Annotated in this window: 25 protein-coding genes and 1 pseudogene; 16 read left to right on the forward strand and 10 right to left on the reverse strand. The window is 70.3% G+C overall.

Annotated features, from left to right (window positions below):
• The first annotated feature begins 6 nt into the window (after positions 1–6).
• The 3 genes from KLK06_RS34480 (at position 7) to KLK06_RS34490 (ending at position 5,092) form a co-directional block, all read left to right on the forward strand.
• Positions 7–1,008 (forward strand): CPBP family intramembrane glutamic endopeptidase, encoded by a 1,002-nt coding sequence (locus KLK06_RS34480; RefSeq protein ID WP_214639771.1) that lies wholly within the window; start codon positions 7–9, stop codon positions 1,006–1,008.
• Between the two features lie 342 nt (positions 1,009–1,350).
• Positions 1,351–4,083, forward strand: a complete 2,733-nt coding sequence (locus KLK06_RS34485; RefSeq protein ID WP_214639772.1) for a hypothetical protein — start codon at positions 1,351–1,353, stop codon at positions 4,081–4,083.
• 256 nt (positions 4,084–4,339) lie between these two features.
• Complete coding sequence (locus KLK06_RS34490; RefSeq protein ID WP_308168577.1) at positions 4,340–5,092, forward strand: class I SAM-dependent methyltransferase; 753 nt, start codon at positions 4,340–4,342, stop codon at positions 5,090–5,092.
• A 23-nt stretch (positions 5,093–5,115) separates the two neighbouring features.
• On the opposite strand, the gene KLK06_RS34495 is transcribed toward KLK06_RS34490, so the two are convergent.
• The gene (locus KLK06_RS34495; RefSeq protein WP_214639773.1) at positions 5,116–5,958 is read right to left on the reverse strand and encodes an SMP-30/gluconolactonase/LRE family protein; all 843 of its coding nucleotides are present in this window, start codon (positions 5,956–5,958) and stop codon (positions 5,116–5,118) included.
• A gap of 351 nt (positions 5,959–6,309) precedes the next feature.
• Here KLK06_RS34495 and KLK06_RS34500 point away from each other — a divergent pair, with 351 nt between their 5' ends.
• Positions 6,310–6,825, forward strand: coding sequence for a GNAT family N-acetyltransferase (locus KLK06_RS34500; RefSeq protein ID WP_214639774.1), 516 nt, complete (start codon positions 6,310–6,312; stop codon positions 6,823–6,825).
• 150 nt (positions 6,826–6,975) lie between these two features.
• Here KLK06_RS34500 and KLK06_RS34505 read toward each other — a convergent pair.
• From KLK06_RS34505 to KLK06_RS34515, 3 genes and pseudogenes are all read right to left on the reverse strand, one after another.
• Positions 6,976–7,170, reverse strand: a pseudogene (locus KLK06_RS34505) (LLM class flavin-dependent oxidoreductase); the annotation flags it as partial.
• Positions 7,163–7,564 (reverse strand): PPOX class F420-dependent oxidoreductase, encoded by a 402-nt coding sequence (locus KLK06_RS34510; protein ID WP_214639775.1) that lies wholly within the window; start codon positions 7,562–7,564, stop codon positions 7,163–7,165. The pseudogene KLK06_RS34505 and the gene KLK06_RS34510, both read right to left, overlap by 8 nt.
• Positions 7,561–8,961, reverse strand: a complete 1,401-nt coding sequence (locus tag KLK06_RS34515) for an MFS transporter (protein WP_214639776.1) — start codon at positions 8,959–8,961, stop codon at positions 7,561–7,563. Before KLK06_RS34515 ends, KLK06_RS34510 begins: the two co-directional genes overlap by 4 nt.
• Positions 8,962–9,026: 65 nt before the next feature.
• On the opposite strand from KLK06_RS34515, the gene KLK06_RS34520 reads away from it, so the two are divergent.
• Complete coding sequence (locus tag KLK06_RS34520) at positions 9,027–9,452, forward strand: MarR family winged helix-turn-helix transcriptional regulator (protein WP_214639777.1); 426 nt, start codon at positions 9,027–9,029, stop codon at positions 9,450–9,452.
• On the opposite strand, the gene KLK06_RS34525 is transcribed toward KLK06_RS34520, so the two are convergent.
• Positions 9,433–9,939, reverse strand: a complete 507-nt coding sequence (locus KLK06_RS34525; RefSeq protein ID WP_214639778.1) for a GNAT family N-acetyltransferase — start codon at positions 9,937–9,939, stop codon at positions 9,433–9,435. The two genes, KLK06_RS34520 and KLK06_RS34525, sit on opposite strands and share 20 nt — an antisense overlap.
• Before the next feature lie 124 nt (positions 9,940–10,063).
• Here KLK06_RS34525 and KLK06_RS34530 point away from each other — a divergent pair, with 124 nt between their 5' ends.
• The gene (locus tag KLK06_RS34530) at positions 10,064–11,368 is read left to right on the forward strand and encodes an MFS transporter (RefSeq protein WP_214639779.1); all 1,305 of its coding nucleotides are present in this window, start codon (positions 10,064–10,066) and stop codon (positions 11,366–11,368) included.
• A 30-nt stretch (positions 11,369–11,398) separates the two neighbouring features.
• Here KLK06_RS34530 and KLK06_RS34535 read toward each other — a convergent pair whose 3' ends face one another.
• Entirely contained in the window at positions 11,399–11,794 is a 396-nt protein-coding gene (locus KLK06_RS34535; RefSeq protein WP_214639780.1) for an NUDIX hydrolase, read from the reverse strand.
• A 73-nt stretch (positions 11,795–11,867) separates the two neighbouring features.
• Here KLK06_RS34535 and KLK06_RS34540 point away from each other — a divergent pair, with 73 nt between their 5' ends.
• The 9 genes from KLK06_RS34540 to pqqE all read left to right on the forward strand — a co-directional run bounded on the left by KLK06_RS34540 (position 11,868) and on the right by pqqE (position 18,562).
• Positions 11,868–12,494, forward strand: coding sequence for a DUF6758 family protein (locus KLK06_RS34540; protein ID WP_214639781.1), 627 nt, complete (start codon positions 11,868–11,870; stop codon positions 12,492–12,494).
• A 75-nt stretch (positions 12,495–12,569) separates the two neighbouring features.
• A complete protein-coding gene (locus KLK06_RS34545) occupies positions 12,570–13,280 on the forward strand; it encodes an MBL fold metallo-hydrolase (protein WP_214639782.1) in 711 nt (236 codons plus the stop codon).
• A gap of 19 nt (positions 13,281–13,299) precedes the next feature.
• The gene (locus tag KLK06_RS34550) at positions 13,300–14,286 is read left to right on the forward strand and encodes a PD-(D/E)XK nuclease family protein (protein WP_214639783.1); all 987 of its coding nucleotides are present in this window, start codon (positions 13,300–13,302) and stop codon (positions 14,284–14,286) included.
• Positions 14,287–14,339: 53 nt separating this feature from the next.
• Positions 14,340–15,506, forward strand: coding sequence for an MFS transporter (locus KLK06_RS34555; protein ID WP_214639784.1), 1,167 nt, complete (start codon positions 14,340–14,342; stop codon positions 15,504–15,506).
• Between the two features lie 110 nt (positions 15,507–15,616).
• A complete protein-coding gene (pqqA, locus tag KLK06_RS34560; protein ID WP_214639785.1) occupies positions 15,617–15,769 on the forward strand; it encodes a pyrroloquinoline quinone precursor peptide PqqA in 153 nt (50 codons plus the stop codon).
• A gap of 12 nt (positions 15,770–15,781) precedes the next feature.
• Positions 15,782–16,582 (forward strand): pyrroloquinoline quinone biosynthesis protein PqqB, encoded by an 801-nt coding sequence (gene pqqB, locus KLK06_RS34565; protein WP_214639786.1) that lies wholly within the window; start codon positions 15,782–15,784, stop codon positions 16,580–16,582.
• The gene (pqqC, locus tag KLK06_RS34570) at positions 16,579–17,250 is read left to right on the forward strand and encodes a pyrroloquinoline-quinone synthase PqqC (protein ID WP_214639787.1); all 672 of its coding nucleotides are present in this window, start codon (positions 16,579–16,581) and stop codon (positions 17,248–17,250) included. The genes pqqB and pqqC overlap by 4 nt, the downstream gene beginning before the upstream one ends.
• Complete coding sequence (gene pqqD / locus KLK06_RS34575) at positions 17,247–17,486, forward strand: pyrroloquinoline quinone biosynthesis peptide chaperone PqqD (protein ID WP_214639788.1); 240 nt, start codon at positions 17,247–17,249, stop codon at positions 17,484–17,486. The genes pqqC and pqqD overlap by 4 nt, the downstream gene beginning before the upstream one ends.
• Entirely contained in the window at positions 17,483–18,562 is a 1,080-nt protein-coding gene (gene pqqE, locus KLK06_RS34580; protein ID WP_214639789.1) for a pyrroloquinoline quinone biosynthesis protein PqqE, read from the forward strand. The genes pqqD and pqqE overlap by 4 nt, the downstream gene beginning before the upstream one ends.
• On the opposite strand, the gene KLK06_RS34585 is transcribed toward pqqE, so the two are convergent.
• The 3 genes from KLK06_RS34585 to KLK06_RS34595 form a co-directional block, all read right to left on the reverse strand.
• On the reverse strand, positions 18,513–19,424 hold the full coding sequence (locus tag KLK06_RS34585; protein WP_214639790.1) for an oxygenase MpaB family protein: 912 nt from the start codon (positions 19,422–19,424) through the stop codon (positions 18,513–18,515). The two genes, pqqE and KLK06_RS34585, sit on opposite strands and share 50 nt — an antisense overlap.
• Positions 19,425–19,437: 13 nt before the next feature.
• Entirely contained in the window at positions 19,438–20,334 is an 897-nt protein-coding gene (locus KLK06_RS34590) for an alpha/beta fold hydrolase (RefSeq protein ID WP_214639791.1), read from the reverse strand.
• Between the two features lie 171 nt (positions 20,335–20,505).
• Positions 20,506–22,431: a DEAD/DEAH box helicase gene (locus KLK06_RS34595; protein WP_214639792.1), complete on the reverse strand. Its 1,926-nt coding sequence runs from the start codon at positions 22,429–22,431 to the stop codon at positions 20,506–20,508.
• A gap of 337 nt (positions 22,432–22,768) precedes the next feature.
• On the opposite strand from KLK06_RS34595, the gene KLK06_RS34600 reads away from it, so the two are divergent.
• Positions 22,769–23,413, forward strand: coding sequence for a ferritin-like fold-containing protein (locus KLK06_RS34600; RefSeq protein WP_214639793.1), 645 nt, complete (start codon positions 22,769–22,771; stop codon positions 23,411–23,413).
• 62 nt (positions 23,414–23,475) lie between these two features.
• Here KLK06_RS34600 and KLK06_RS34605 read toward each other — a convergent pair whose 3' ends face one another.
• A complete protein-coding gene (locus KLK06_RS34605) occupies positions 23,476–23,709 on the reverse strand; it encodes a DUF3107 domain-containing protein (protein ID WP_250906424.1) in 234 nt (77 codons plus the stop codon).
• Positions 23,710–23,721: the final 12 nt, after the last annotated feature.

Raw genomic sequence — 23,721 nt, forward strand, 5'->3', positions numbered from 1 at the left:
GTAGAGATGCAGGAAAATCCTGGACCCCAGCTTCCGTACGGAACGCAGCCGCCGGGCCGACCGGCATACCCCTACCAGCCGCCGCCCGTGCCCGCTCGGGAGCCCTGGTTCCTGCCGATGCCCCAGGGCGCGCGGTACGACCACCTGGCCAGAGTGAGTGACCGCGGGCCATGGCGGGAGATCGTCGGGACGATCGTGGTGGCCATCGCGTTCGTCGTCATCGGAGCGGTGGTGCTGTTCTTCGGCGCGGTGCTGGCGACGATCTTCGGCATCCCCGCGCCGCTGAGGCCCGACCAGCTGTTCGGCGATCCGGTGTTCGGGCTGGTCGTGGTGTTGCTCTCGATCGCGGCCGTGCTTCCCTCGGTGTTCGGTACGGTCGCGCTCGTCCAGCGGCGGCGGCCCGGGTCGCTCTCCTCGGTCGCCGGGCGGTTGCGGTGGCCGTGGCTGCTGCGCTGCCTGGTGCTGGCGGTCATCGCCCTGGTGCTCGGGCAGGCCGCCCAGGCCGTCGCGACGATGGTGACCGGGGAGCAGGTCACGGACCTCTTCGGCTGGGCCGGGTGGAACGCGTTCCTGCCCTCGCTGATCGCGATCGCGCTGCTCGTGCCGTTCCAGGCCGCCGCCGAGGAGTACATCTTCCGCGGCTGGATCCTGCAGGCGTTCGGGGCCCATCTGCGGAACCCGATCTGGGGGATCCTGCTGGGTTCGGCGCTGTTCGCGGCCCTGCACGGGTACACGTGGGCCGGGCTCGTCGACGTGTTCAGCTTCGGCGCCCTCATGGGGTGGCTGGCGGTGCGGACCGGAGGGCTGGAGGCGCCGATCGCGCTGCACGTGACGAACAACATCCTCGCGTTCGGGCTCAGCGCGGCCGCGGGGCAACTGGACAAGGCGCTGCAGCAGGGGGAGGTGCCCTGGCAGGCGCTGGCGGGGACCGTGGTGCAGTTGAGTGCGTTCGCGGTTGGGGTGATGTATCTAGCTAAAAAGCGGTCAGTTAGCACTGTTTCGGGATAAATAGATAGCTGGTGCCAGGAATCTCGCTAGAGAGGTCTCGCCATTCGGGCTCAGTCGTGTTGCTCTGGATCCTGTGAGTGGGCGAGGATTCTGGAGGTGATCATCTCGGCGAGGCCGGCCTGGAACGATCCGGCATACCTCTACCGGGCTCGTTCGCTCAGTTCGATCAGTACGTACTAGGAGGTGCGAAGAGTGGCCTCCGGCCCCAGCGACCCGCCACGGCGACCGCCGGGTGACGACGACCCCCGGCCTGAGCAACCCGCCGACCCGCAGGCCGCGAGCGAACCCCGGATCCGGCACTCCCCGCCGGGTCCCAGCGATGATCGGACTCGGGGCTTACCCGTGTCCTCCCCCTGGGGTATGCCGCCCTTCTCCTCCCCCGTCCCCGAGGACGAGCCTTCGGACCCGCCCAAGGGGCGCCGGCCGTACAGCTCCCCGACGGCGGAACCCGAGACGGAGCCGCGCCGCCGCCCCCGCCGGGTCGTGAACCATCCCGACAAGCTGGTGGCCAGTGGCCCGCCCCGTCCCGAGGCCGAGCCCCAGGACGAGGACGTACCCCGATCCTGGTTCGAGACGGAGGACCAGCCCCAGCGCAAGGCCCCGTACAGCACGCCGGACCCCGAAGACCTTGACGAGCCGGAGCCCGAGGCACCTCTGGAGGAGGCCGAGGAGGAGGGCGAGGTGCGGCGCGTCGGCCGCCCGCCCGCCGGGCGGCCCACGAGGCCGGACCTGCTCGTCGCCTCGGGCCCGCCGCGGCCCGGCGGCTCCAGCGGCCGGCACCATCGTGGCCCCGCTCCGTCGGCGATCCGCAGGGCGAGTCCGGTACGTCGGCGCAGCCTGGCCGCGCCGGCGGCCGTTCTCCTGGCGCTGGTCCTGCTCGTGACCGGGGGCGTGCTCGTGTGGCAGTGGCGCTCGTCCGACCAGCCGGGACTGGCGCTGTCCGACGGCACGGAACGCTCGGGTGACGAGCTGTTCACGGTGCCCTCGGCGGGTGACGGCTCCGACCAGAAGCTCAACGACATGACCTCCGTGGGCCGCGCCGTGGTGGCCGTCGGCAGCGACACGACGAACCCGACGCCGCGGCCGCTGTTCCTGTTCTCGCCGGACAGCGGCAAGACCTGGCAGCTCGGCCAGGTCAGCGGATCGAGCACCCCGACGGTCCAGCGGGTCGTGGGCGGCGCCGGCCGCTGGCTGGCCAGCGGCGGCGACGGGGTGGGCGGCGAGCGCGGCCTGTGGACGAGTACCGACGGGTTCAGTTGGTCGGCCGTGGAGCAGAGCGGCCTGTCGGCGTTCAGGAACGGTGACCTGATCTCCGGCATCGCCAGGACGTCGTCGGGGTTCGTCGCGGTCGGCCGTACGACGCTCGGAAACGGCGGAAGCGGACCCGCGGCCTGGCAGTCGCCGGACGGGCGCGCATGGGAGCGGGTGGACACGAGCGGTCTGGGCGTACGCGAGCTCAGGGCGGTCGTGGCCAAGGGCAACACCGTCGTGGCCATCGCCGAGTCCGGCCAGGGCGACGGCTCGCGGGTCGTCAGGTCGAGCGACGGCGGCGCCACCTACCAGGCCACCGCGTTCCAGTTGCCCGAGGCCACGACCGGGTCGTCGGTGGCCGTCCTGCCCAAGCAGTTCGTCCTCGTGCCCACCAGAAAGCGGACGATCACCGGCGACGTGCGCGTCTACTGCTCGCCGACCGGCGCGCAGTGGGCGCAGTGCGGCTCGATCCGCGGCCTGAGCGGTACGAGCCCCGGCATCGATTCGCTGATCAGCTACCCGTCCGGCATCGCCGCGGTCAGCCAGGCGAACCTCGGCAAATACTCCATCCTGACCAGCTCCGACGGGCGTGGCTGGGCCAAGCGGACCGACCTCGGGAACCTGCCGGGCGCCACGCTGCGCGGCTTCACGATCTCCGACTCGGGCACCCTGTTCGCGGGCGGCGACCAGGCGACGGCGGACGTCGAGAACCAGCTCGTCCTCATGACCGCGCCCCCGCGCGGCGACGCGACGCGCATCCGGCTCGCCGGCGTCGACGGCCTGTCGAGGATCGCCCGCCAGACCACCCGCCTGGCCGGTCACGACGGCCGGTACGTCGCGGTCGGCTCGGCCTCCGGCGACGCGGGCATCTGGACCAGCCTGAACTGGCAGTCCTGGACCTCCATGAGCCTCGGCGGGACGAACCAGCAGATACTCGACGATGTCGCGTACGGCCGCCGCGGCTGGCTGGCCGTCGGCAGCACCCAGGCGGACACGTCGGTCACCGACCCGCTCCTCGTGTCCTCCGAGGACGGCCGCACCTGGAAGCGGGTGGCCGCCTCCGGCGACCTGGCACGGACCCAGGACCATCCGTACCTGGGCCTGCACGTCGTAGCCGCGGGCGAGGCGGGCTACGTGCTGGCCGGCGAGGACAGGAACGCGGCGGGCACGCCGGGCGCCGCGCTCTGGTTCACGCCTGACCTGCGCAAGTTCACCCGGTCGAAGAAGCTGCCGCAGGGCGGCTCCGGCGTGCGCGTGTACGACGTGGCCGCCACGCCGTCCGGATATGTCGCCATCGGCGGCTCGGGCGGTGGCGACCAGGAGAGCGCCGTGGTCTGGTTCTCGGAGGACGGCGTCAACTGGAAGTCCCGCGACCGCGTCTCGCCCCCGGAGGCGAGTTCCGCCGGACTGCGGCAGGTAGTGGCGTACCAGGACAAGATCATCGCGATCGGGACGGCCCAGACCCCCGGCTCGCGCCGCGCCTTCGCCGCGGTCTCAGAAGACGACGGTACGACCTGGCGTACGGCGTGGCTGCCGGCGGACCAGGCGGCGGCCGTGTACGACCTCGCGGCGGCGGACCAGGGGCTGGTGGCGGTCGGCTGGCACGGCACGCCGGGGGAAGGCGACAGCGCGGTCTGGCTGTCTGAGGATGGTTTGACGTGGAACCGGGTGGATCTGACGAAGGGACGGCTGGCGGGGCAGGGGATGCAGTGGCTGGCGGCGGTGACGGTGATGGGGTCGGAGGTGGTGGCTTTGGGGCGTTCTACGACCTACAACGCCGACCACATGATTCTTTGGACGTCGTCCCTGTCCTCTGACCGCTGACCCCAAAAGAATTTCGCCTGGGGTCGCAAAAGGGGCCTCGCTGTGCTCCCAGGAAGCCCCGTAGGCGCCCCTGACGGAGGCGCTGCCGAGCGGCGACCGCCTGCCTTGAGGAGATCATGCGACCCCTCCCCGCGGCGTCTTCAGGCCGCCCTGCAGCCCTTATGGATACCCCCTCTGACGTGGGCAAACGCAACGTAAAGCCGGTAAAATTCGAGGGTCCGGCCGCGTGGGCGGCTGTGGTCTGAGGAGGCTATGCGTGATCCGCGATATCCGTACGGCGGACGACGTTCTCAGCATGCTGGACCGGCTTTTCGCCGCGGATGCCGACCGATGGACTCCGAACGCCGCCACTTGGTGGGACAGGTTCTACTCTGACCGCTCCACGCAGATCCCCTTCTTCGTGGCCAAGCCGGACGAGAGCCTGGTGTCCTACCTCGAGCGCGGCCTGCTCGCCCCGGGCCGAGCCCTGGATCTCGGCTGCGGGCCAGGGCGCAATGCCATCCATCTCGCCTCACTCGGGTTCGAGGTGGACGCCGTCGATCTGTCCCCGGCCGCCGTCACCTGGGGCGAGGAGCGGGCCCGCGAGGCCGGCGTCGAGGTCCGCTTCCACCGCGGCGACATCTTCTCCGTCGCACTGCCGCCCGGCCAGTACGACCTGGTCTATGACTCCGGCTGCCTCCACCATCTGCCGCCGCATCGCCGGGTGAGTTACCTGAGCCTGCTGGACCGGCTCCTCGTGCCCGGCGGTCAGCTCGCCCTCACCTGCTTCGCCGCCGGAGCCATGGGATCCGAGCTGTCCGACGAGGAGTTCTATCGCCAGGGTCGCCTGGACGGCGGGCTGGCCTATACGCCTGAGGCGCTGCGCTGGATCTTCTCGGACTTCACGGAGGTCGAGTCGCGGCCCATGAAGGAGCAGTCGCCCGACGCGCCGGTCTTCGGCGTTCCCTTCCTGCTTGCGGCGTTGTTCCGGCGCCCGGAGACCTCTTCGGCCGCGCGCACCGAGCCGTGACCGCTCGACGTGCGCGGACACCTTTACGGCCAGCCGGCGCCGGGCACCTCGACCTCAGTCGAGAGCACCTGGCCGGTGCCGGGCGGCACCATCTCGGGCATGCCCCGCCACTCCGCCGCCACGATGAAGAGCGTCGTCCGGTCCTCGCCGCCGAGTTCGCAGGCGAAGGCGCCGCGGTCGAGGTCGATGGTCCGCACCTTCTCGCCGCCCTCGCGGACGCGCACGCACTGCCGGTTGGGCACGTCGGCGTACCAGACGGCGTCCTCGGCATCGACGCAGATCCCGTCCGGGACGCCGTCCCCGAGGTCGGCCCATACCCGGCCGTTCGAGAGGCCGCCGTCGACGCCGATGTCGTACCCCATGAGTCTTTTGCCGTACGAGTCGGCCACGATCAGCGTTGAGTTGTCCCGCGTCACGGCCATCCCGTTGGGAAAGGAGATGCCGTCGGCCACGTCACGTGCCAAGCCGTCGGGGCCGACGTGTGTGACGGCCCCGGGAGCGAACGCCCCACCGCTGAGCATGTCGAAGCCCGCCCGGTCGACATAGGTGTTGCCGCGGCCGTCGATGACGATGTCGTTCCAGCCGGCCCCGATGGCGGTCAGATCGGCGTGGGTCGCCAGCGATCCGTCAGGTTCCAGGCGCAGCAGCAGTCCCCGCGCGGAGTCGACGATCACCATCCGCCCATCAGGCTGCCAGGCCGTGCAGAGGGGTATCGAGTCCACCCGGGCCACGACTTCGTGCTTGCCGTCGAGGTCGAGCGCGATCACCTCGCGCGCGGTCCAGTCGGAGAAGTAGAGGCGGCCGTCGTGCCAACGTGGCGACTCGAGCAGCCCGAGATCGGTGAGCCAGGTACGCAGTTCAGACATGAAGACTCCCTTCGCGACGTCCATGATCCTGACGTCTATGAGGACGTGGAGAGCGCGAGCAGTGCACGTTTGCTGGCATTTGTAAGTGACGTAGAAGCCGAACGGCTCGTTTCGACATCCGCGGCGGGACAAAACTTCGGTCTTCTGCTCAGCCCCCGTCCCCGGGGCGCAACGGTTTGCCCGAACCGCCCGTATGTTGCTAATGTCGCGCCAGCGCGAGAGGCGCGTGATCGCCGTGTGACGAGGGAGGTTGATGAATATGGCTGCCAGCAGCCGTCATCAGCATGCCCTTGTCCGGCCCGCGCGAAGCTAGCGCGGTCCGGGTCGTACCAAAACGACCAGGAGTCACACGTGTCATCTTCCCCTTCACCGACCCACACCGATCTGACCACGGCCCGCCTCATCCTGCGGACGTGGACCGACGGTGAGGTCGCCGCCGTCCTGGACGGCACCCGCCCGGCGCACTGGGCCGCGGACTTCCCCGCCGAAGGCGATCACGTCATCGCCGGCCTCTTCGCCGAGCACCCCGCGTGGCTGGGCGAATATGGCCACCGTCAGGTCATCGAGCGCGAAAGCGGCCTGGTGGTCGGCTCGATCGGCCTGTTCTGGCCGCCCAGCGACGGCATCCTCGAGATCGGGTACGGCATCGTGGCCTCCCGGCGAGGCCGCGGCTACGCCCCCGAGGCCACCCGGGCCATGGTGGCGTTCGCCCTCACCGCGCCAGGCGTGCACACGGTGTGCGCCGATGTGGAACTGTCGAACCCGCCCTCGATCCGGGTCCTGGAGAAGGCTGGTTTCCAGCAGTGGAGCGCTGAGGAACAGACCATCCGGTTTCGTGTCATAACCGCTGATCTGTCCCAAAGGTGACATTAGCCGCGCCGAGTGCCCAAGCGGCGGCCGACGGGCTGCGGCTCCGGCGCTCGGCGCGGCACAGCCATCCGCTCGCTGCGGACAAAAATAACAGTTGATCATGGAAAAAATTCCCGCATGAATCCAGGGACGATTGAGCCGCACGCGGGTCGTGGCGGCCGCGACGTAGGAGAGCAGCGTCCAGGTGTCCAGGAACGCCGGTTGGTATGGATGGTCCTGGAAGGTGACCAGGTCGGCGCCCGCCCGCTCAGCGGCCTGTACGAGCCGTACGACGGCGCCGGGATCCTGGGCGGCGGGCGTGATGTTGGCGGCGAACAGCAGGTCGTGGCCATAGTCAGCCATCGACGCCTCCTTCGATGTCGCGGGCGCGATAGGTGTCCTCGATCGTCCGGCCGTCTTCCAGACCCCAGCTGACGATCCGCGCCGGGTACAGCAGGATCCGCGCCTGGGCACCCGGGAAGGCCTCGGCGCGACCCCGTACCTCCACCCCGCGCGGCCGCCAGGGCGGCAGGACGTCGTCGACGACCAGCGCCGCCCGGCCGGTGCGCACCACGTCCCGGAACTTCTTGGACCGGCCGAAATTACGCCCGCCGATCTCGATGACCGTGCCGGTGCCGTTCAGGGACCAGCCGACCGGCATGACATGCGGCATGCCGTCGGGGCCGACGGTGGCCAGGCGTCCCAGTCGCCGTTCGCCTCGCAGGTAGGCCAGTTCGAGCTCGCTGAAGACGCTCATGCGCGTACCGGGGTGCGCCGAACGGCGAGAGGGGAGATCGCGGCTCCCATGACCGCTGTCGCGGCACCCAGCCAGAACAGGGTGGTGAAAGCGGAATCGGGCACTCCTGAGGCGCTGCTGGAGGTATTGGAGGCGATCAACGCGGCGGCGAGCTGGCTGCCGACGACGCCGCCGACGGTGCGGGCGATGTTGTTGATGCCGTTGGCGGTGCCGGTCCGGGTCAGCGGCACGATGTCGGCGATCAGCTTGGGCAGCGAGCCCATGACGAGCCCAGAGCCCGCTCCGATGACCGCGTAGAACGCCAGGTGCTGCCACTCGGCGGTGTGGCCGAGGGCGAGCAGCGCCGACCCCGCGACGAACAGCAGGAACCCGCCCGCCAGCGGCCAGCGCGGCCCGAGCGCCGCGGAGATCCGGCCGATGGCCATGCCCGCCGGGATGATGGCCAGCATGCCCGGCAGCATCAGCAGCCCGGCGACGGTGATGGACGCCCCGAAGCCGACCCCGCCCCGCTGCTGGGCGAACAGCGGCATCGCCACGTAGAAGAAGTACGACCCCGCGCCGAACAGCAGCGCGGCGACATGCGTCGCGAGCATCGGCCGGTCGGCCAGTTCGCCGACGTCGACGAGCGCGTCGCTCCTGGCCCGCTCCACAGCCAGGAGCGCGGCCAGCAGCAGCACGCCAAGCACGAACAGCCCGAGCACCTGCCCCGAGGTCCAGCCCCATGCGGGCCCCCGCGTGAGGCCGAGCAGCACCGCGACCAGGCTGAGGCCGAGCAGTGCCGCACCGGGCAGATCGAGGCCGCCGGTCGCCCTGTGGAGGCTTTCCGGCACCCATCGCGACACCATCAGCAGGCTCGTCAGCGCCAACAGCGCGCCCAGGACGAACAGGTAGCGCCAGGACAGATGATCGGCAAGCAGTCCGCCGACCACCAACCCGGCACCCGCGCCGGCACCGACGATCCCGGAGACCAACCCCATCGCGAACGGCAGCCGTTCGCGGGCCAGCGTTTCACGCAGGATCGCCATCGACAGCGGCACCACCGCCAGTGCCGCGCCCTGAACGACGCGGGCGGCGATGAGCTGGCCGATGTCCTGAGCCAGCGCCGCCCCGGCCATCCCGACCGCGTACGCGACGAGCACGCCGATCATCACCCGCCGCTTGCCGTGCAGGTCACCAAGCCGACCCAGCAGCGGGGTCAGTACGGCGCTGGACAGCAGGAACGCGCTGAGAATCCAGGCCGACCACGTCGGGGTCGTGCCCAGCTCCCGGGTCAGCAACGCGAGGGCGGGGACCACCACCGTCTGCATGAGCGAATAGCCGAAGACGGTCGTGGCGAGCGCAACCAGGACTCGATTGGGGTTCGGGGCGGCCATACAGGAGCCCTCCAGTTCGTACAACGAATTGTTGGTAGTACGAACTAGATTAGTTGGGAGTACGAACCATCGTCAACTACACTCGAACCATGACCACCACGACGGGCCTGGGGTTCGCTGCCGCACTGGTGCGTATGTCGCATCTGGTGCAGCGCGAATTCGCCGACGTCAGCCGCCAGCACGACCTCACCCCGCAACAGACCCAGCTGTTGTGCATGCTGATCGGCGGCCCGGTCGGCATGACGGAGCTCAGCAAGCTCCTGCACCTGGAGAAGTCCAGCCTCACCGGACTCGTGGATCGGGTGGAGCGACGCGGGCTGGTCGCCCGGGTGGCCGACCCGCGCGACCGCCGCGCCTGTCAGATCGAGCTGACCCCACAGGGCACGCAGCTGGCCAACGACTCGCACGGGGAGATCACCAGAAGGCTCGACGCAGTGGCCGAGGTGCTGTCGCAGGACGACCGGGATCGGCTTCCCGTGGTCGTCGCGCAGCTTCTCACGCAGCGCGATCTCTGAGGGGCAGCTTCTTCGCCATCACCAGCTCCCGCAGTCCGTTCGGCAGCTCGTCGCCGATCTGGTCCGTGTCCTCGAACCCGTTCCGCCGATACAGCGCGATCGCCTTCTCGTTGAACGGTGCGACCGCCAGTTCCAGGATCTCGGCGCCCACCTCCACGGCCCACGACTCCACGGCTCCGATCAGGCGGTCGCCGACTCCGTGCCCCCGCGCCGCCGGGCCGACCCACATCGAGATCAGTTCGGTCACGCCTTCGCGGTCGCCCGGGATGCCGCTGGCCATCCCGGCGGGCTTGCCGTCGAGCAGGGCGATCAGGTTCCGTGAGCCGGGGATGCTCAGGCGGGCCCGCCAGCGCTCCTCGCGGTCGCCGTCGCCCTGCCAGTCCGCGAGCGGGACCCCGAACGCGTACGGCGCCTCCTCCAGCGCGACGAGTCGAAGCTCTCGCCAAAGGGGCCAGTCGTCAGCCGATAGCTCCTGCAATTCGATCATCCAGGCAGGTTGCTGCCCCGAACGTCCTGATCGCAACCGGATTAAGCGGCAGTTGAAGGTAATTGACACACTTCTTGACATCTATGAAGCTTGTCGTCATTCCGGATAGCCGAAAGGGCACCAGATGACGGCGACGGCCCGTGACCCCCAGCACATCGACCCCGCCCGCTCCCGCCGGGCCCTGATCGCCGGTTCGATCGGCAACTTCATCGAGTGGTACGAGTTCGGCGTCTACGGCTATTTCGCCACCATCATCGCCGCCAACTTCTTCACCCCCGCAGGCGCGAGCGACGCGGAAGCGCTGGTCAAGACCTACGCCTCGTTCGCCCTGGCGTTCTTCTTCCGGCCGCTCGGTGCCGCGCTCTTCGGCAGGCTCGGCGACCGGATCGGCCGCAAACCCCTGCTCATCCTGGTGGTCCTGCTCATGTCGGGCGCCACTGCACTGATCGGGGTGCTCCCGACGTACGCCACTCTGGGCGCGGCGGCTCCGTGGCTGCTGACGCTCGTCCGGATCGTGCAGGGGCTGTCGGCCGGAGGGGAGTTCGGCGGGGCGGTTTCGGTCATGACGGAGTTCGCGCCGCGCGGCAGGCGCGGGTTGTACGGGTCGTGGCAGTCGTTCACCGTGGCGCTGGGGCTGCTCGGGGGAGCGGGCGCGGCGGCCGTGCTCGCGACCGCGCTGCCGCAGCAGGACCTGGCCGACTGGGGATGGCGGGTGCCGTTCCTGCTGGCCCTGCCGCTCGGCCTCGCGGCGCTCTGGCTGCGGCTGCGGCTGGAGGAGACGCCGTCGTTCCAGCGGGTGAGTACGGCGGGACCGCTCACGAAGCCGACCGCCGGTGAGATGACCAAGGCGATCGTGCTCGGCATCGGGCGGCTCATGGGCTGGTCGGCCGCCGGGTACACCTTCCTGGTCGTCATGCCCTCCTACCTCCAGACCACGCTGAACGCCACCTTCCAGCAGGCGCTGATCGCCACGGTGCTGGCCAACCTGGGGTTCGCGCTGGCGATCATCCCGGCGGGCGTGCTGAGCGACCGGATCGGCAGGCGGCCGGTCATGCTGGCGGGGGCGATCTCGGTCATCGTGCTCGCCTTCCCCCTGCTGAACCTGCTCCAGGACCCCGGCGCCCCGAGCTGGGCCAAGGGACTGGCCGTGCTGGTGGCCGGGGTCGCGGTCGGTCTGATGGCGGGGCCGGGGCCGGCGATGCTGGCGGAGATGTTCCCGACCACGGTCCGCTACACGGGCCTGGGGCTGGCGTACTCGCTGTCGAACGCGGTGTTCTCCGGGTCGGCGGGTCTGATCATCACCGAGCTGATCAAGACGACCAAGGACGTCGACATCCCCGCCTATTACGTGGTGGCGGCCTGTGTCGTCAGCGCCGTGGCACTGCTGAGCCTCCGGGGCGGCGACCATCGTGCGGACCTGCGCTCCTGAGGCGGGTCTGGGGCGGGCCTCAGGCGGGCGTCATGCCGGTAGCGCGTCCCATGCGGTCAGCGCCTCCATCAGGCCGTCCGTGAGGACGAGCCGTGCCAGGTCCTCCCGGGAACACCAGCGGGCGTCGGCGGCGTCGTCGCCCGCGGTGAGCGTGCCGTCGGTGACGGTGGCGCGGTAGTCGCGGATCGCGTACGTCACGCCGTCCGGCCCGGGGCGGTCCACGGTGCCCACGAGGGGGCCGACCGTGACGAGCAGGCCGGTCTCCTCCAGGATCTCGCGTCGCAGGGCGTCGGCGTCCGTCTCGGCGGGCTCCACCCGGCCGCCCGGGATCGACCACAGGCCCGCGCCCGGCGGGTGACCGCGCTTGATCAGCAGGAGCCGGTCCGAGGCGTCGACGATGATCGCGCCCACGCAATTTACGCGCACAGAGTCAAGATTACGACCAGACACAGGATGCGGCCTTGACGTGGCGGTACCCGAGGACGCAGCGTGAGTAGCTGTGAGAGCGGTTCCAACCTGCCCACGGTGTTTTGGCCCGCTTCACGGGCCGAGTGCCTGGTCGAGTGCGTGGCGATGCGATGCGCACGGTGATGTCCTGCCCTACCAGCCGCCCTGGCCGCCGTCCGACAGGGCGGTCGAGGTGCTGCGGAAGAGTTCGATGGTGCCCGTGTGGCTGCCATGGCCGTTGCCGCCCGGCTGGCTCGTCACCGGCTTCGCGGAAGCGGGCGACGAACGTACCGGGGGCCGGGCCAGCGTGGTCGCTCTCAGCGGGCCTTCGCTGACCCAGGGGCCCGCCGACCTGCTGATCATCGCCGAGGAACCCGGCGTCGGGCTGGGCGCCGCGTTCGCCGGACTGGGCGGGCCCGATCCCGGAGAGGGGTTCGACTCCGGGCCGCCGAACGCGAAGATCGAGGTGCTCGGGCACCCGGCGGCGCTGTGGTGCGTGAGCGCGGGAGCCGACCGGGCCGTCTACGCCGGCGAGGCGAGGGGCAACTGGCTGTGGACGATCGCCTGGCCCGCCGAGGCCGGATGCCTCATCGCGCTGGCCGAACTGAGCCTCCACGACCTGCGCGATCTCGAGCTCGACCTGCCTTTCGGCGCCTTCTCCCCGAGGCTGGAACAGTAGGTACGAGCCCGGCACCGGACGAGTCACCGCCAACGCGATTCGCGTCGTCACTCAGACGGACTAGAGTTCGGAGACGTGACAGCGCGTATCGAGCGAGTGGTGAGCGAGGGTGTCGTCGACGTCGACGGCACCGAGCACAAGGTCGAGAACAACATCTGGATCGTCGGCGACGACGAAGAGGTGATTGTGATCGACCCGGCGCGTGACGCCGACAAGATCCTGGAGAAGGTCGGCGAGCGAGAGGTGCTCGCCGTGATCTGCACCCACGGTCTGCCCGACCATGTCGGCGCCGCCATCGAGGTGGCCAGCAGGGACGAGGCGGTGATCGCCCTCCACCCCAAGGACAAGCCGCTCTGGCGGGAGACCTGGACCGAGACCTGGCCCGACATCGACATGGAGGACGACGGCATCTTCGCCGTGGCCGACGTGCGGCTCGATGTCATGGAGACGCCCGGCGTCTCGCCCGGCGGGGTCTCGCTCTACTGCGAGGGTCTCGGGGTGGTGTTCACCGGTGAGACGCTGCAGGCCGACGGGCCCGGCAAGATCGGTGGCGAATACCCCGACCTCAACTACCAGCTCAACGCGATCGGCGCGCGGCTGTTCACGCTGCCCGCCGAGACGCGGGTGCTGGCCGCCCACGGCGACGAGGTGACGATCGGCGACCTGGAGCCGCACTTCGGCGACTGGCAGCACAGCGAGTCGGCCGACACGGACGAGGGCCCGCTCACCGACGGCACCAAGGCCGCCGGGATCAGGCTCGATCCGGGTGACGGCCGGAGTGTATGACCAGCTTCCGCTGGAAGGGATGCCGCGACGGCTCTATTCGTGCACGCCGTCGCGGCTGAACGCCTGGCTCGACTGCCGCCGCCGCTACCGGTTCACCTACCTGGACCGGCCGCAGCCGTCCAAGGGGCCGGGGTGGGCGCACAACAGCGTCGGGGCCAGCGTGCACAACGCGCTGGCGGCCTGGTGGCGTGAGCCGTACGAACGGCGGACACCGCTGACGGCGGCCATCCTGCTGACCAACGGGTGGATCACCGAGGGGTTCAGGGACGCGGACCAGTCGGCGCAGTGGCTCGGGCGCGCCCGCGACCTCGTGTCCGGATATGTCGGCACACTGGATCCGTCGGATGATCCGGTCGGCGTCGAACGTACGGTGGCCACGCGCACCAAGATCATCGCGGTGTCCGGCCGCATCGACCGGCTCGACCGGCGGGGTGACGAGCTGGTGGTGGTCGACTACAAGACCGGGCGCCGGCCCCTCACCCAGGACGACGCGCGGTCCTCGCTCGCGCTGGCCATCTACGCGATCGCGGCCTCCAGGATGATGCGTACGCCGTGCCACGCGGTCGAGCTGCACCACCTGCCGACCGGCGAGATCATCGAGTGGCGCCACACCGATGAGTCCCTCGCGCGCCATCTGGGACGCGCGGAGGAGGTCGGGGTCGAGGCCGCCACCGCCGACGAACGCTACCGCGAGGTGATGGGCGCACCGGGCCCCGTACGCGCCCGCTCCTCCGGCGCGGCGAGCAGCCGGACATCCAGTACGACGTCCGCCCCGGCCCTCGGCACGACCGGAAGCGGCGGCCCGGCGACCGGCGGCTCTGGTGGGCCCGGTGGTTCTGCTGGGGAGCGCCCGCACGTCGGGCCCCCGGCCGTGTCGTCCGAGCTGGACGCGGTGTTCGCCCCCAACCCCGGCCCGATCTGCGGCTGGTGCGACTTCCGGCGGCACTGCCCCGAAGGCATGGCCGCCGCCCCCGAGCGCCGCCCCTGGGACGGCCTGGCCGAATAACGACGGCAACCCGACCATGACCATGGTTGGACATATCCGGTTATGGTCGGGTTGTGGGTCGGGTGGGGCGCTTGCCGGTGGCGGTGGCGCTCGGTGCGTTGTTCAACCCACTGAACTCCTCCATGATCGCCATAGCCCTGGCCCGCATCGAGACCGAGTTCCACGTCGGCGTCGTCGCCGTCACCTGGCTGGCCGCGGGCTTCTACCTGACCGCCGTCGCCGTGCCGCCGGTCATGGGCGCGCTGGCCGACAGGTTCGGTCCCCGGCGGGTGTTCTGCGTCGGGCTGATCATGGTGGGACTGACCGGTGCCCTCGCCGCCGTGGCCCCCTCCTATCCCGTCCTGGTGGCGGCCCGGCTGCTGCAGGCGTTCGGGAGCTGCGCGACGCTCCCGGCCGGGATGGCGATCATCACGGCGACGGCGGAGCAGGGGCGGCCGCCGCCCCGCGTCATCGCGATGATCTCGATGGTGCTCACGGCCAGCGCGGCCGCGGGGCCGGTGCTGGCGGGGTTCCTGGTCAGCTTATGGGGGTGGCGGGCCATCTTCCTGGTCAACGTCCCGCTCGCGGCTGTGGCGCTCATTCCGGCGTTGCGCTGGCTGCCCAAGGTGGCTCCGGTTCGGCGGCGGCGGGCGTGGTTGCCCAGGCCGCGGCCCGCGCTGCTGGCCACCTATGGGCTGTTCGCGCTGGTCAATGTGGTGTTCTATCTGGCGTTCATCATGGTGCCGCTCTGGGCGCAGCGCTCGGGCGGGCTGCCGCCACATCTCGCGGGGCTGCTGGTGCTGCCCATGGCCGTGTCGGCGATCGTCATGACGCCCGTGGCGGTGGCGCTGGCCGCGCGGGCGGGGCTGCGGGCCGTGCTGCTGGCGAGCGCGGCGCTGCTGCTGGCCGGGTCGTGCGCGATGTTCTGGGCCGGGCCCATCGGTCTGGTGCTGGTGACCACGTCGTTGATCGGTCTGGCGTCCGCGTTCAGCCAGTTCGGCCTGAACTCGCTGGTGTTCGTACACGCCGACCGGAACGAGACCGGCATGGCCGTGGGCCTCTTCCAGGCGTCGCGCTACATCGGAGCCGCCACGGCGGCCTCGATCACCGGCGTGCTGTTCGACCCCGCGGGCATGGGCCCCAGCGGCTGGGTCATGGTCACGGCCTCGACACTCATCCTGCTCGCCGGATTGGTCATCCCCGTCGAGACATCGGATGAAGAATCCCGTCAAAACCATTAAGACCCGGCTTTAAGGCGAAATTTCCCGGCATAGATCCGATCTAAGCCATTGACGGCGAGCGCCATGAGCGGTCATATCGGGTGTAACCCCCTACTGAAAGGCAGGTGCGCATGTCCCAGCCGAAGGAGCAGGGCAAGCAACCACCCAGGATCCACGCGAAGAAGGTCAGGGCCCGCGGCGAGGAGACGACCTGGCACAAGCCCGACTACCAGGTCGTCGAGGCATCGATGGAGATGACCGCGTACTTCCTGGCCACCAGGTAACCGGGCACCGCCATGCGACTGCAGGTGCTCGGCACCGCGGCCGGTGGCGGCGTGCCCCAGTGGAACTGCGCGTGCCCTGGCTGCTCCGGGGCACGCGCTCATCCGGGCCGCCGCAGGCGCCACGCCAGCCTGGCCGTACAACTGGACGACGGTTGTTACGTCGTCAACGCCACGCCCGACATCGCCGACCAGATCGAGGCGTGCGCGTGGCTGCGGCCGGGACCGGGGCCGCGCGAGTCGCCGCTGAAGGGCGTCATCCTCACCGACGCCGAGCTCGACCACACGATCGGCCTGCTCAGGCTCCGGGAGGCGGACGAGCTGGAGGTCCGCTGCACCCCGGTGGTACGGCAGGCGCTGCGGCCCTTCGCCGACATCCTCCGCCCCTACCTGCGGCTCTCCTGGGCCGACGCCGATCTCATCCCGATATCGGCCAAGCGACCCCGGTACGCCGGCTCCCCGGACGCCCCAGACTGGGTGTCCGCCCTGCGCCTCATAGGGGGAGCGGTGGTCTACGCGCCCGCCATGGGCGTGTGGCCCGACGAGCTGGACGAAGCCGAATGCGCCATCATCGACGGCACGTTCTGGGACGACGAGGAGCCCCGTCGTACCGGAATCTCGGAGAAGACCGCCACCCAGATGGGCCACCTGCCGATCGAGGCGACCATGGAGCGCCTCTCCCGGCTGCCGGGCCGCCGCCTGTACACCCACCTCAACAACACCAACCCCCTCGTGGACCCGGCGGCCGAGCAGCACAAGGTGCTCGCCGAGCTGGGGATCGAGGTGGCCGCCGACGGGATGGTGATCGACCTGTGAACGGCTTCGAGGCCGAGCTGCGTGCCGTACCGGAGAAGCGCTACCACCACCTGCACCCCTTCAACCAGCGCATGCACGCCGGCGAGCTGACCCGTGACGAGCTGCGGGGCTGGATACTCAACCGCTTCCACTACCAGCGGCACATCCCGATCAAGGACGCGTTCATCCTCAGCAAGCTGGAGACGCCCGAACTGCGCAGGACGTGGCTGCGCCGGATCCAGGACCACGACGGCACCGCGCCGGGCGAGGGCGGCATCGAGCGGTGGCTGCGCCTCGGCGAGGCCGCCGGGCTGGAGCGGGCCCTGCTGCTGTCGGGCGAGGGCGTGCTGCCGGGTGTGCGGCTGGCCGTCGACGGCTACGTGAACCTGTGCCGCCACGGCTCCGCGCTCGAAGCCGTGGCCGCCTCGCTGACGGAGCTGTTCGCACCGGACCTGATGCGCACCAGGATCGCCGCCTTCGAGCGGCATTACCCGTGGATCGACCCCGAGGGGCTGCGTTACTTCCGCGTACGCGTCTCTCAGGGCCGCCAGGACAGCGGCGAAGCCCTCGCCCTAGTCCTAGAGTGGGCACAGACCCGCACAGACCAGGAGAGGGCCATCACGGCCCTCGGCTACAAGTGCGACGTGCTGTGGGCGCTGCTCGACGCGGTGGACAAGGCCTACCGATGACCTGGCGCCCGGCACTGTCCCGCGCGGCCATGCTCCGCCACGATCCGGTACGGCAGACCGACCTGCTGATCGTGCCCGAGCGGATCGTCGTGCTGAACGAGGAGGCGGCGGCCATCGTCGGCCTCTGCGACGGCGAACGGACCGTGGCCGACATCGTCGCGGAGCTCCCCGAGGGCGCGGAGGCGGATGTGGTGGAGTTCCTCGACCGGGTGCGCGCGGAGGGGTGGCTGCGGTGAGCGCGCCCTGGGCCATGCTGGCCGAGCTCACGCACGCGTGCCCGCTGCGCTGCCCGTACTGCTCCAACCCGGTCGAACTGGCGGCCAGGTCGAGCGAGCTGAGCACCGGCGAATGGCAGCGGATACTCGCCGAGTCGGCGGCGCTCGGCGTGGTGCACGCGCACCTGTCCGGCGGTGAGCCGCTGCTCAGGCCGGATCTGGCGCCGATCGTGGCGGCGGCCGAGGGGGAGGGCGTCTACACCCAGCTCGTCACCAGCGGCGTCGGGCTCACGGAGCGACGGCTCGGCGAACTCGCCGAAGCGGGGCTGCGGAGCGTGCAGCTCTCGGTCCAGTCGGCGACCGGCGCCGAGTCGGACCGGATCGCCGGAGTCGCCTCGTTCGCGCGGAAGGAGCGGGCCGCCGCCGTCGTGGCGGCGAGCGGGCTGCCGTTCGGGCTCAACGTGGTGCTGCACCGGGAGAACCTCGACGCCGTCGGCGAGATCATCGAGCTGGGACTGTCGTGGGGCGTGGCGCGCATCGAGCTGGCCAACACGCAGTTCTACGGGTGGGGGCTGCTCAACAGGACCGCGCTGCTGCCCACCAGGGAGCAACTCGCCCGCGCCGAGGCAACAGTCAAGAATTATCGGGAAAAAACGGATGTCGAGCTGATCTGGGTGATCCCCGATTACTTCGACGGGGTGCCGAAGCCCTGCATGGGCGGCTGGGGCGCGATCTCGATCACCGTCGCGCCCGACGGCCGGGTGCTGCCCTGCCCGGCGGCCTACGACCTGCCGCTGGAGCTGCCGAACGCCCGTGACCACTCGATCGGCTGGATCTGGGAGCACTCGCCCGCGTTCAACGCCTACCGGGGCACCGGCTGGATGCGCGAGCCCTGCGCGAGCTGCCCGCGCAAGGAGCTCGACTTCGGCGGCTGCCGCTGCCAGGCGTACGCGCTCACCGGCGACGCCGGCCGCACCGACCCGGCCTGCGGGCTGTCACCCGACCACCATCTCCTCGACGAGCTGGCCGGCGGCGGCACGTGGACCTTCAGGCGGCCAGCGCCTTCGGCCAGCGGCGCGGATCGGTCAGCCCCCTGAGCCCCTTGCCGGTGTCGTAGCCGGCGGCACCGAGCCGCTCGCGGGCGGCCCGCAGCATCTCCCTGGTCGACGGCATGAACGCGTGGTCGTGCAGCGGCTCGGGCAGTGAGTTCATGGCGAGCCGGAACGCCTTCAGCCCGGCGGTCACCGTGGCCCGCGGCACCTCCGGCAGCACGCCGTACATCCGCCTGGCCCAGTCCGGCAGCGTGTAGTAGCACAGCGCGCCGAACGGGAAGTAGGCCGGTTTGCCCGGCGTGAGTGCCCGCAGCTCCTGCGGCAGCCTCGGCCAGAGCAGGAACCGCACGGTCGAGGCGGCCTCCTCGGTGACGCGCAGGGCGGGGCGTACCTGCTTGAAGTAGGCGTCCATCTCCGCGCACGAGCCGGGCACGTCCTCGGGGTGCAGGCCGACGTAGGAGGCGCTCCTGCGCTGTTCCCGCAGGTAGGAGTCGGCCTGACGCTCGGTGAGCCCCAGCCCGCCGCGCCTGGCCACCTCCAGGTAGGACGAGACCTCCGCGCAGTGCACCCAGAGCAGCAGTTCGGGATCGTCGACCCGGTGCGTCCTGCCGGTGTCGGGGTCGCTGACGCGCAGGCTCTTGTGGATGCCGCGCACCCGTCGGCCGATCTCGTCGGCCTCGGCCGGACTGCCAAACGTCGTGCGGCCCACGAAGTCGGCGGTGCGGCGCAGCCGGCCGAACGGGTCCTGCTGGAAATTGGAGTTCTGCCAGACGCCGCGCATCGCGATGGGGTGCAGCGCCTGGAGCATCAGGCCGCGCACGCCGCCGACCCACATGGTGCGGTCGAGGTGCACCAGCCAGGTCGCGCTGTGCGGCGGCTGGACGACGATGTCTTCGCTACTCGTCATAGTAAGTAGATAATTACACGGCATTGGACCATGTGTCCAAGTGTGGGCTCTCGGTGGCGTTCCAGAACCGGATCAGCGCCGCGGCCGTGGTCTCCGGAGCCTCCACGGCCGGCGAGTGGGCCGCGCCGGGCAGGACCACGCACTCGGCCTCCAGCCTGGCCGCCATCTCCGACTGCAGCTCGGCCGGCCAGCCGTCGTCGTGCTCGCCGTACAGGACGAGTGTGGGCACCTCGATCTGCCTGAGCTCGTCGGTACGGTCGGGCGCGCTCAGCGTCTGCTCGGCCATCCGCGACAGGGCGGTCGGCGAGTTGGCGAGCAGGCGCTTGCGCAGAAAGGCGATGATCTCGTCGGGGACGCCGTTGGCCAGCGCCTCGGGCTCCATCTTGCTGGCCCAGACGTGCTCGAGCCCCAGGATCGGGACCTCCTTCAGGAGGGCCCGGCCGTTGCGCGCCCGCGCCCCCACGATGCCGGAAGGACCCGAGCTCATCAGGGTGAGTGAGGCGAACTTCGTCCGGCCGTCGATGACCGCCTCGCGCGCGACGAGCCCGCCAAAGGAGTGTCCGACCAGGTGCATCGGCTCGTCGCCGCCGCCGGTGAGCAACTGGGCCAGCAGGTCGACGTCGGCGCCGAGCGCGGCGCACGTGTAGGCGCCGGGGTCGTCGGGACCCGGCGTCTCATACTGCCCGCGCAGGTCGACGGCCACCACCCGGCGGCCCGACTGGGCCAGCGTCTGCAGGACCGCGATGAAGTCTTCCTTGCTGCCGGTCAGCCCGGGGATCAGGAGGGCGGGCCAGCGCTCCACCACACCGCTGACCGGAAGCGCCTCAAGGGCCGCGAACGTGCCCTGGGCCGTTTCGATCTTGTGCGGTGCAACGCCAGGAGGCAGGTCGAGGAATCGCGGCGTACTCACGTGAGGCAACAATACCCAGAGGTCAGGGCCTCGACACCGGCATACCCGGTACGCTGGTGCGAGTTCGCGGAAAGTTGTCCAGGTATGGGGTGGAAACGAGGCAGGCGCGCACCGCGGGATGCGGTGCACGCCTGCTTTTGTCAGCCTTCAGTCCCTGCGTCTGCCAGGTGTCTAGCCGACGCGGCGGCGGTTGCCACCGCCGTTGTTGTTGCTACCGCCGCCACGCGGCTGGCGGCGCGCCTGCTTGCGCTCGGTGGCCGCCGACGGGGCGATGTCGTCGTCGTCCGTGGCCAGGTCGGGTGACTGGAAGATCACCATGAACGGGCTCGCGGGGACGATGCGGTCCGCGTCCTGGCGCACCGGGGGCGGCGGCGTGGAGAAGCTCGTCTCGGCGATCGGTGCCCGTTCCATGACCCGCTCTTCCACGACCTGCTCCTCCATGATCCGCTCCCCTGCGGGAGCCTGCTCGGCGACCTGCCTGCGCTCGGCGGCGGGCTTGCGCTCCCTGACGGGCTTCCGCTCGGCTGCCGGCTTGCGCTCGGCCACGGGCTGCTGTTCAGCCACGGGCTTCTGCTCGGCCTGCTGCTCGACAACCGGCTCGCGGTCGGTGAGCGGGGCCTCCGGGGCGGCGGCGAGGGCGTTCTCGATGGCGGCCGATGCGGCCCCCCTGCGAGTGCGACCACGCCGCGGCTCGGTGGCCGCCTCGATCTCGTCAGCTGAAATGATGGCTGGTGTCTCCTCCGTCTTTCTGGCGGCCGCCTTGCTGGAGCGACTGGGCACGGGCTCGACCTCCGGCGTCTCGACGGGTGCGGTGCCCTCTTCTGCGGGCATTCCGCCGCGGGTGCGGCGGCGCTGACGCGGCGTGCGCGGCGGACGCTCCTCGCGTTCGTCACGGCGGCGACCGCCGTTGCGGGTGCGCGTCCTGCCGGTCTCGCCGAGATCCTCGATGCGCTCCGCCGACAGGCCCGCCCGCGAACGGCTGGCATGCGGCAGGACGCCCTTGGTGCCCTTGGGGATGTTGAGCTCGGTGAAGACGTGCGGCGAGGTGGAGTAGGTCTCCTCGGGTTCGGCGAAGTCGAGCCCGAGCATCTGGTTGATCATCTTCCAGCGGGTCATCTCCTCCCACTCCACGAACGTGACCGCGATGCCCGTGCGCCCGGCCCGGCCGGTGCGGCCGGTGCGGTGCACGTAGGTCTTGTCGTCGGTGGGGCAGTCGTAGTTGACCACGTGGGTGACGTCGTCGATGTCGATGCCGCGGGCCGCCACGTCGGTGGCGACCAGCACGTCGATCTTGCCGCTGCGGAACGCGCGCAGGGCCTGCTCGCGCTGGCCCTGGCCGAGGTCGCCGTGGACGGCCGCGACCGCGAAGCCGCGGGTCTCCAACTGCTCCGCGACCATGTCGCAGGCCCGCTTGGTCTCACAGAAGACCATGGTGAGCCCGCGGCCCTCGGCCTGGAGCAGCCGGGCGACGATCTCGATCTTGTCCATCCGGTGGGCGCGCCAGACGATCTGGCGAACCTGCGGATGCGGGATGCCCTCGCCGCCCTCGCCGTTCTCGTGCTCGGCCCGCACATGCGTGGGCCGGTTGAGGTACTTGCGCGACAGCGCGACGATCTCGCCGGGCATGGTCGCCGAGAACAGCATGGTCTGCCGCTCGTCGGGGATCAGCTTGAAGATCCGCTCGATGTCGGGCAGGAACCCCAGATCGAGCATGCGGTCGGCCTCGTCGAGCACCAGCGAGGTGATCTGGCTGAGGTCGAGGTGTTTCTGCTTGACCAGGTCGAGCAGGCGCCCAGGGGTGCCGACGATGACGTCGACGCCCGCCTTGAGCGCTTCGACCTGCGGCTCGTACGCCCGGCCTCCGTAGACGGTCAGGACCCGCGAGCCGAGCTTGCCGGCGGCGGTGACCAGGTCTTCGCTGACCTGTACGGCCAGCTCGCGGGTGGGCACGACGACCAGCCCGCGTGGCTTCTTACGGTTCTTACGCGGTTTGCCGATGCCCTGGAGCATCGCGATGCCGAACGCGTAGGTCTTTCCCGTGCCTGTGCGTGCCTGACCGATCAGGTCCTGGCCGCTCAGCGCGAGCGGGAGTGCCATCTCTTGGATGGGGAACGGTGTGGTGATGCCCTCTGTCTCGAGGGCATCAGCGATCTCAGGTGTGACTCCGAGGTCTCGGAAAGTCGTCAGCGTGGCCTGCCTCAGTCTCAAATGAAGGCGGGCCTGCCGGGACCGACGGGCGGAAAACAAACCCCGTGCCTGGGTCCTCGCGGTAGAGCCAGCCCTCTCGCGTCATCGCGACCGCAGACCCGGGAGTGGGGGGTTAACGGGGAATTCCCCCGAATTAACACAGTGCGGTCGCACTTTCACAGAGCAGTGTACTCGATACCACAACGTTGGCCGAGTTTCAGAATGTTCCCGAAGTACGCTGCCTTCCATGAACGAGTCTCCAGGAGTCGTCGATCTGCTCGGTGTGCTGGCTTATGCCGAGCTCAGCGCCTTCGCGCGGATGACCGAGGACGCGGCGTCCCTCGCCCCTTCCTTGGCCGATCAGGTCGCGCTCAGCGAACTGGCCGTGGCCGAATACGCCCACTTCCGCCTCTTGCACGACCGGCTGACCGAGCTCGGCGCCGATCCCGAACAGGCGATGTCGCCGTTCGTCGAGGCGCTGGAGGCCTGGCACACCCAGACGGCCCCGGCCGACTGGCTGCAGGCACTGGTCAAAGCGTACGTAGGTGTGGGCATCGCACTCGACTTCTACCGGGAGGCGGCCAGGCACCTCGACCCGTCGATCGCGAAGCTGGTCGATGAGGTGCTCGTGGACGAGGGCCGCTCGGAGTTCGCGGTGGAGCGGGTCAGGGCCGGGCTGGTGGCCGACCCGACGGCGAGCGGCCGGCTGGCGCTGTGGGCGCGACGGCTGGTCGGCGAGGCGCTCAGCCAGGGGCAGCGGGTCGCGGCGGCCCGGCCGGAGCTGGCACTGCTGCTGGTCGAGCCGGCCTCCGACGACCAGGCGCAGATCTCCCGGTTGTTCGCCAAGCTGACCGAGGAACACGGCAAGCGGATGGCCGCCCTGGGCATCTGAGTGTCTGGACCGCTCCGCTCAAGCGAGGGTACGGCGCTTGCCGCCGCACCCCGCTCGAGCCGCTAGAGGGTGCCTCCGAAGCCGACGGGCCTCGACTCGTCCTCGCCGATCTCGATGAAGCCGATCGACGCGACCGGCACGATCACGCGCCGCCCCTTCGCGTCAGTGATGGAGAACACGCCACGATCGGCGGCGAGCGCGTTTCTGATCTCCTCTTCGACCTGCTCGGAGGATAGTTCGGTCTCGACGACGAGTTCGCGGTGTACGGAGCGTACGCCGATCTTGACTTCCATCATGCTCCCTTTCGA

This window comes from Nonomuraea sp. NEAU-A123, assembly GCF_018603905.1.
In the GTDB taxonomy this organism is placed as follows: domain Bacteria; phylum Actinomycetota; class Actinomycetes; order Streptosporangiales; family Streptosporangiaceae; genus Nonomuraea.

Coding starts and splice junctions, on each gene's coding strand:
- KLK06_RS34480 (WP_214639771.1), top strand. CDS start 7: ATGCAGGAAAATCCTGGACCCCAGCTTCCGTACGGAACGCAGCCGCCG.
- KLK06_RS34495 (WP_214639773.1), bottom strand. CDS start 5,958: ATGTCTGAACTGCGTACCTGGCTCACCGATCTCGGGCTGCTCGAGTCG.
- KLK06_RS34510 (WP_214639775.1), bottom strand. CDS start 7,564: ATGAGCGTCTTCAGCGAGCTCGAACTGGCCTACCTGCGAGGCGAACGG.
- KLK06_RS34520 (WP_214639777.1), top strand. CDS start 9,027: ATGACCACCACGACGGGCCTGGGGTTCGCTGCCGCACTGGTGCGTATG.
- KLK06_RS34525 (WP_214639778.1), bottom strand. CDS start 9,939: ATGATCGAATTGCAGGAGCTATCGGCTGACGACTGGCCCCTTTGGCGA.
- KLK06_RS34530 (WP_214639779.1), top strand. CDS start 10,064: ATGACGGCGACGGCCCGTGACCCCCAGCACATCGACCCCGCCCGCTCC.
- KLK06_RS34550 (WP_214639783.1), top strand. CDS start 13,300: ATGCCGCGACGGCTCTATTCGTGCACGCCGTCGCGGCTGAACGCCTGG.
- pqqA (WP_214639785.1), top strand. CDS start 15,617: ATGTCCCAGCCGAAGGAGCAGGGCAAGCAACCACCCAGGATCCACGCG.
- pqqB (WP_214639786.1), top strand. CDS start 15,782: ATGCGACTGCAGGTGCTCGGCACCGCGGCCGGTGGCGGCGTGCCCCAG.
- pqqD (WP_214639788.1), top strand. CDS start 17,247: ATGACCTGGCGCCCGGCACTGTCCCGCGCGGCCATGCTCCGCCACGAT.
- KLK06_RS34585 (WP_214639790.1), bottom strand. CDS start 19,424: ATGACGAGTAGCGAAGACATCGTCGTCCAGCCGCCGCACAGCGCGACC.
- KLK06_RS34595 (WP_214639792.1), bottom strand. CDS start 22,431: ATGGCACTCCCGCTCGCGCTGAGCGGCCAGGACCTGATCGGTCAGGCA.
- KLK06_RS34600 (WP_214639793.1), top strand. CDS start 22,769: ATGAACGAGTCTCCAGGAGTCGTCGATCTGCTCGGTGTGCTGGCTTAT.
- KLK06_RS34605 (WP_250906424.1), bottom strand. CDS start 23,709: ATGATGGAAGTCAAGATCGGCGTACGCTCCGTACACCGCGAACTCGTC.